This is a genomic window from Catonella sp., assembly GCF_052173895.1.
In the GTDB taxonomy this organism is placed as follows: domain Bacteria; phylum Bacillota; class Clostridia; order Lachnospirales; family Lachnospiraceae; genus Catonella.
In genome coordinates, this window is sequence record NZ_JBQMXS010000065.1 from 1 (window position 1) to 6,894 (window position 6,894).

Consider the following 6,894-nt stretch of genomic DNA (forward strand, 5'->3'; position numbering starts at 1 on the left):
AATTTACTTAATTACAGCTCTTTAACCCAAAGTCCATGAAGGTTGCAGTATGCATATACTCTGAGAGCCTTGTCATCAACTATTTTGAAAATAGCCTTTGGCTCGTCAGTAGCCTTAAAGTGCTTCATCTGTCCACCCTTTTCAGTTTCAACATATACCCATTCAATATTATGCTCTTCTGTCATTGGATGAACTACACTACCAACAACTACATTGATGGTATCGCCATCTACTGTAACTTCAGGAACATGCTTTTCAACAGCAGCTTCCTTTGAGTTTGGCTTTAAGTACTTAAGCTCCTCTGAGAAAAGTTTGTGCTCATGCTCGTGGTCACCCTTTCTAATTACTTGTACCTCAAAGTCGCAATCCTTACAGACATAAAATCCTAAATTCTCCATTATTAAATCCTCCTTGTATTGTTTGATATGAGCCAAAATATTGCTCAATTTAATATTATACTTAAACCTTAAAAAGTCAACTCAATTTGCCAAATTATTTGAAAAAGTCACTCTGTTAGGTTTTATCAAATTATATCACACACAATTCGTTTTGTCTAGGTGAAAAATAAAATATTTTAATTTTAGTCAGAAATTTCGATTAAAGAGGAAGGGAGATGTGAAAAAATGTGTTATGGACTTGACAAGTATGGTAAGATAGTTATAAATAATAAAATATCTAAATTGAATTGTCAGAAACAAAGCTGTAGCAATTCTAAATTAATTAATGAAATGATTTTAGGAGGGTACATGAAATTTAATATTGGAAAAAACGGTGGAGTAAAGGCTGAATTAGTATTTGAAGACAGATTAGATACAGATTTTTTGAAGTCTTTGTCGGAGAAAGAAGTATTTGCAGGTAAGCCGGAAGAGGTTTATTTTTCTATGAATAGCAGTTTTGAGAGTTTGTTGCTAATTGGTCTTGGAAAAGAATCAGAGATTGAATTTGATATGCTCAGGAGAACTTTTTTTAAAGTTGCTGAGGTATTATTGAAACATAAGATAGAGGAAGTAGAGTTAAACATTCCTAAGTTAAACAATTTGTGTAACTATAAGCTTGCAGAGGCTATTGCAGAGGGAATGTTACAGGCTACCTATAGGTTTGATAAGTTTAAGTCAGAAAGAAAAGCTGTGCCGGAAATTACAGTGAATTATAATCCTATTCCGGGCAAAGAGCATAGGGCTGAGAAGGGAATAAATGAGGCTAATAAGCTTATTGAATCAATTTTTTTAGCAAGAGATCTTATAAATCAGCCTGCAAATGTAATTTATCCGAAGACTTTAGCCGATATAGCTAAGGAGAGGCTTGAAAAAAATGGAGTGAAAGTAACTATATATGGTAAAAAAGAAATTGAAGAACTTAAGATGGAAGCCTTTTTAAGTGTTGCCAGAGCAAGCTCAAAAGAGCCAAAGCTGATTGTTATGGAATATTACAATAATCCGGAATCAGATGAAAGGATAGCTCTTGTCGGCAAGGGACTAACTTATGATAGTGGCGGCTATGCAATTAAGCCTGCTACGGGAATGGTAACTATGCACATGGATATGGGGGGAGCAGGTACTGTAATTGGTGCAATGAATGCACTCTCAAGCCTTAAAGCCAAAGTTAATGTGGTGGCTGTAGTTGCAGCTTGTGAAAATATGATTTCAGGTGATGGTTACAGGAATGGAGATATCATTGGTTCTATGAGTGGCAAGACTATTGAGATAATAAATACAGATGCAGAGGGAAGACTTACTTTGGCAGATGCTGTTTATTATGCTACTAGTAATCTTGGTGCAACAAAGCTCATTGATTTAGCTACTCTTACAGGTGCTTGTGCTATAGCACTTGGTGAGCAGGTGAGTGGAGCTATAACCAATAATGACGAATTTTTTGCCAAACTTTTGGCAGGAAATGAGAGAGCGGGAGAAATGATTTGGAAGATGCCTTCCACTGAATATTATAAAAAGATGAATGAATCTAAAGTTGCCGATATTAAAAATACGGGTGGAAAGTATGGTGGAATGATGACTGCCGGACTTTTTGTAGGTTCTTTTCTTGCAAAAGAAATCCCTTGGATTCATATAGATATAGCAGGAACTGCAGGTGTAGAGAAGGCTTATGGATATGTAGGGGAAGGTGCAACTGGAGTTATGGTTAAGAGCCTTTATTATGCTCTTACAGAATAAAAGGAGGTTTGTATGGATGGTTTATCAATGAGCATAGCATCTCTTTCAACAGATATGGCTATGGCAAAGACAATGACAGAAGTAAGTACAGCAGTAATGAAACAGACTATGGATGTGAATGAAACTTTAGGAAACGAAATGATTAAGATGATGGAAAAATCGGTGCAACCTCATCTTGGAAATAATATAGATATTAAGCTTTAAGATAGTTAGTTGTAATTTGCCTATATTGAAAGTTTGCTTTCATATAGGCAAATTTTTATTAATAGGAAAGTTAAAAGAAATTTCCTATTAAACAAAAATCTTTCCATGGGATACTAAGCTTTCGTCAGGGAAGTTTGCCTCTACAGAAGGTAAATAATCAAAAAAGATTAAAACAAACAGGGCATATAACAGGGATTTTAATAAAGAAAAATTCCCTTTATATGTCCTGTTAAATTTTTGTATTCCATGCTAAGCTATTGGAAAAAGGAGGGATTTATGAAAGCTATAGAGGTAAAGGGTTTATGCAAAAATTTTGAATACTATGAAAAGAAAGAAGGCTTGAAAGGTTCTTTTAGAAACTTGTTTTCAAGGAAAAAACTTATAAAAGAAGCTGTAAAAGAAATGAGTTTTTCTATAGAAAAGGGTGAAATAGTAGGTTTTTTAGGTAAAAATGGAGCAGGTAAAACTACAAGTTTAAAGATGTTATCAGGAATTTTATATCCGACTTCAGGTAAAGCGGAAGTTCTTGGATTTACACCTTGGGAACGTAAGAATGAATTTAAAAAGAAAATATCTATTATAATGGGACAGAAAAATCAGCTTTGGTGGGATTTACCTGCTATTGACAGTATGGAACTAAGTAGACAGATTTACAATATAGAGATTAAAGACTATAAAAACAGACTGGAGGAAATGTCTGAACTTTTTGAAGTAGAGAAGCTTTTAAATGTTCAGGTAAGACGATTGTCATTAGGTGAAAGAATGAAGATGGAAATAATATTAGCCCTGCTTCATCAGCCGGATATATTGTTTTTAGATGAGCCTACGATAGGGCTTGATATCATTTCACAGAAAAATATAAGAAAATTTTTAAAAGAATACAATGAAAAAAATAAGGTTACCATTCTGCTTACAAGCCATTATATGGAAGACATCAATGATCTTTGTAAGCGTTCCATAGTTATAAATCATGGAGAGATAGTTTATGATGGTGAAACTAAAAAAATAAGAGATTATCTTGGAAATAAAAAGATAATTAAACTTATTTTTAAACAGAAAATTGATGAAGATTTTACTAAGTATGACAATGTGAAAGAGTACAAAGATAATATACTCACACTGGAGGCAGATAAGGAAAAAAGTAATGAAATTATGGCAAAACTGTTGGCTGAATACGATATAAAAGATTTTTTAGTAGAGGATGTATCAATAGAAGACGGAGTTACACTATTGTATCAGGGTGTAAAATAAAATGGAGAGAGGCTATGAAAAAATATATAAAATGCTTTTTAATGGGAATTTCTAAGGCTACTGAATATAGATTTGACTTTTTTAGCAGTTATTTTGGAGCAATATTTCCTATTTTAATACAGGTATCAATGTGGAAAGCTATATATGAGACCACCGGCGGAGGAATATTGTACGGATACACTTATCATCAGATGTTATTATATACATTTTTTGTAGGTGTAACTGCAAAATTTCTTTCTACAGGCTTTGAATGGGAAATGAATGATGATATAAAAAATGGAGGATTAAATAAGTATATAGTTAAACCGATAAATTATTGTTATTACAGAGGAGCCTGCTTTTTTGGAGAAAGATTTTCTCTGTCAATTATATTTTTAATTATACTTACAGTTATATCTATAATATTTGGTATGCTTGGATATTTTAAAATAGATGCGATAAGGATAATTTATTTTATAACAGCAATAGTATTTTCGCTGATATTAAACTTTACATTTTTCTTTATAGTAGGGCTGTCAGGGCTGTGGCTTACTGAAATATCAAGAATTTTTCCGGCAATTAGTGTAATAATTATGGTAATAAGTGGGGGGATATTTCCGCTTGATATATTGGGAGAACATTTTAATAAAGTAATATTATTTTTACCGGTTAAATATATGCTACAGTTTCCGGTGGAGATAATAACAGGAAAAGAGATGACAATACCTATATATTTTTCATTTGCCGTACAAATTTTTTGGATTGTTTTTTTGGGAAGTCTTGCAGGTATTTTGTGGAAAAAAGGATTAAAGAAATATGTTGCAGTAGGGGGATAGAGTATGATAAATTTGTTAAAAAGATACTTGGTTCTGATTTTTATGTTTGCAAGAAATTCACTTGCAGGACAGCTTGAATATAGAGTTAATTTTATTATGGGGGTATTGGTAGAGGCAGGATTTTTAGTTGTAAAACTCACTTATGTAGTTCTCATATATAAAACAGGAGTTAATATAAATGGAATGAGCCCTGATTATATGCTTGTTTTTATAGGAACATATACCATAATGACAGGAATTTATATGTCTTTTTATACTAATTTCTGGAATCTGACCAATTATATAAGAGAGGGAACTTTAGATTTATATTTGACAAAACCTGTGTCAGGATTATTTCTTGTGACTTTTAGATATATAGATTTTGCCACTCCGTTTCCTGCCATAACTGCCGGATTTATTATGCTTGGCATAGGTTGGCATAGATGTGGTTTCAGTGTTAATTTTACTAATATAGGGATATTTACAGGCTGTCTGACCGTAGGGACGGTGCTTACTTATTCTTTATTTTTAATACCGCGTCTGCTTGGATTTTGGACTATGTCAACTACAGGGATTGCACAGATAAGCGATGCAATATGGGATTTTAATAATATGCCGATGAAGATTTATAATAAAATAATTCAGGAGATAGGATGTTTCATTTTTCCGATATTTTTAATTACCAATGTTCCGGGGCTTATAATAGGTGGTTGTATAAGCAAGACACTTTTGATTTGGTATTTTATGGCACCTGTAATTACACTTAGTATATGTGTTATAATGTGGAGGGCAGGCATAAAAAGATATTCAAGTGCAAGCAGTTAAGGGAGGGAAGATGACTGTAAGAAATACATTTAGAGATAATCCTTCTTATATAATAAGGGAAATATGTGAAAATACAAATATTTCATATAACAGTGTATTTAAAGGACTTTGTAGTGAAAAAACAGTCTGTAAATATAAAAATGGAGAGAAACTTTTTGATATATTTATATTTAATACAATTTTAGAGAGGTTAGGAATTTCTACAGACCATTTTGAAATGCTTGTGCCTGAGAGAGTGCATGAGTTTTTCTTATGGTATGAAAAATGTCTTGACTATGCGGAAAATAAGGATTGGAGAGGTTTAGCAAAAGGGATAGATGACTTTAGAAACATACACTTAATAAATGAGAGAATACAGACAAGTTACAGAGATTTTTTTAATTATATATTGGAAAGAAACTGTAATGAAAATATGAAATCAGCTTATGAATATATAAAAAATGCCTTGTCGGCTACAGGAATAGACCTGTTTGTAATATATGAGAAAAATCCTCTTTTATCTTTATTTGAATGGCATTTACTCATTAATTTATGTGATATGGAAATTTTACTAAAACCTGAAAAAAGGTTAGAAATAACAGAAAAATTGTATGAAATTTATTTGTGCAAAATACAAACGGTACCTGATGAAAATTTGAAAGGAAGGGTAATTCCAAAGCTTGCTCTTTTTATATTAAATACCTTCAAAGAGAAATTAGCCTTGGATAAAAGGCTTGGAATAGAAAAGAATACAATTAAAATAATGGTTAAAGCCGATACTGTATTGGAACTGCCTGCAATATTGGAGTTTTTTATAGAAGATGTGGAATCCTCATGTGAGGAGTCTGTATATATCAGACAATGTAAGGCGATAACAAGTATTTTTACAGATATTGATATTAAAGTTTCTTATAATATAAGCAGACCAAATGAAAACAGAAGAAGATATATTATTTTGTCAGATTATTTGAAATTAAAAAGAAAAGAGTCAGGACTTACCTGTGAGGAAGTAAGTGAAAGCATATGTTCGGTTGAAAATTATCAAAGAATTGAACGGGGGAAAATATTTCCAAGTACCAAGACTCTTATTTCTCTTGTAAACAGACTGGGAATAAGCTTTACTTTTATAAAAGGAGATATAGAAGCGGACAGTTATAAGGCTTTTTTATTAGCAAAGGAATGTGATAAGCTTATAGCCGCCAAGAAATTCAGGTCTGTAACAGAAAGACTTTCAGAACTTAAAGATAGTATAAATATGGATATATGGGAAAATTTACAATTTGTAAGACTTTTAGAAATAAAAATGAAAGAAGAAGCACCTGAAAATAAAATCACTTTGTTAAATGAGTTGTTTAGTATAAAAGAAATATCAGGCAAACGCTATATATACACACCGACTGAAAATAGAGGTTTAAGTCTTTTAGCGATGCTTACAGGGAGTGATTGTATTAAAACTCTTGAGGTTATGCTTGATAATGAAAATAAGAAAAGATATGTAAGTTGGCATAATATAAAGGATATAGTAAGGGCTTTGATACATTTATATAAAGAAAGAGGGGAATATGAAAAAAGTAAGGCTCTTGCTGATAAGGCATTGAAAAGAATGTTTAGAGAAAATGATGTCAGTATTCTTGTACCCTTACTTAAAGATATGGCTGATATTAAGGAAAAGA

At 32.0% G+C, this 6,894-nt stretch carries 7 protein-coding genes; 6 read left to right on the top strand and 1 reads right to left on the bottom strand.

Annotated features, from left to right (window positions below; genetic code table 11):
• Positions 1-11: 11 nt before the first annotated feature.
• The gene (locus ACTTG8_RS09370; RefSeq protein WP_442561851.1) at positions 12-398 is read right to left on the bottom strand and encodes a desulfoferrodoxin family protein; all 387 of its coding nucleotides are present in this window, start codon (positions 396-398) and stop codon (positions 12-14) included.
• A 348-nt stretch (positions 399-746) separates the two neighbouring features.
• Between ACTTG8_RS09370 and ACTTG8_RS09375 the strand changes: the two genes are divergently transcribed.
• The 6 genes from ACTTG8_RS09375 to ACTTG8_RS09400 form a co-directional block, all read left to right on the top strand.
• Positions 747-2,168: a leucyl aminopeptidase gene (locus ACTTG8_RS09375; RefSeq protein WP_442561852.1), complete on the top strand. Its 1,422-nt coding sequence runs from the start codon at positions 747-749 to the stop codon at positions 2,166-2,168.
• 12 nt (positions 2,169-2,180) lie between these two features.
• Complete coding sequence (locus tag ACTTG8_RS09380; RefSeq protein WP_442561853.1) at positions 2,181-2,372, top strand: YjfB family protein; 192 nt, start codon at positions 2,181-2,183, stop codon at positions 2,370-2,372.
• A 276-nt stretch (positions 2,373-2,648) separates the two neighbouring features.
• Complete coding sequence (locus ACTTG8_RS09385) at positions 2,649-3,623, top strand: ABC transporter ATP-binding protein (RefSeq protein ID WP_442561854.1); 975 nt, start codon at positions 2,649-2,651, stop codon at positions 3,621-3,623.
• A gap of 14 nt (positions 3,624-3,637) precedes the next feature.
• Positions 3,638-4,438 carry an ABC transporter permease gene (locus tag ACTTG8_RS09390; protein ID WP_442561855.1) on the top strand — a complete coding sequence of 267 codons (801 nt, stop codon included), beginning with the start codon at positions 3,638-3,640 and terminating at the stop codon, positions 4,436-4,438.
• Positions 4,439-4,441: 3 nt separating this feature from the next.
• On the top strand, positions 4,442-5,242 hold the full coding sequence (locus tag ACTTG8_RS09395; protein WP_442561856.1) for an ABC transporter permease: 801 nt from the start codon (positions 4,442-4,444) through the stop codon (positions 5,240-5,242).
• A gap of 10 nt (positions 5,243-5,252) precedes the next feature.
• On the top strand, positions 5,253-6,894 hold a 1,642-nt coding region (locus ACTTG8_RS09400; protein WP_442561857.1), incomplete at its 3' end, for a helix-turn-helix domain-containing protein.

Coding starts and splice junctions, on each gene's coding strand:
- ACTTG8_RS09370 (WP_442561851.1), bottom strand. CDS start 398: ATGGAGAATTTAGGATTTTATGTCTGTAAGGATTGCGACTTTGAGGTA.
- ACTTG8_RS09375 (WP_442561852.1), top strand. CDS start 747: ATGAAATTTAATATTGGAAAAAACGGTGGAGTAAAGGCTGAATTAGTA.
- ACTTG8_RS09380 (WP_442561853.1), top strand. CDS start 2,181: ATGGATGGTTTATCAATGAGCATAGCATCTCTTTCAACAGATATGGCT.
- ACTTG8_RS09385 (WP_442561854.1), top strand. CDS start 2,649: ATGAAAGCTATAGAGGTAAAGGGTTTATGCAAAAATTTTGAATACTAT.
- ACTTG8_RS09390 (WP_442561855.1), top strand. CDS start 3,638: ATGAAAAAATATATAAAATGCTTTTTAATGGGAATTTCTAAGGCTACT.
- ACTTG8_RS09395 (WP_442561856.1), top strand. CDS start 4,442: ATGATAAATTTGTTAAAAAGATACTTGGTTCTGATTTTTATGTTTGCA.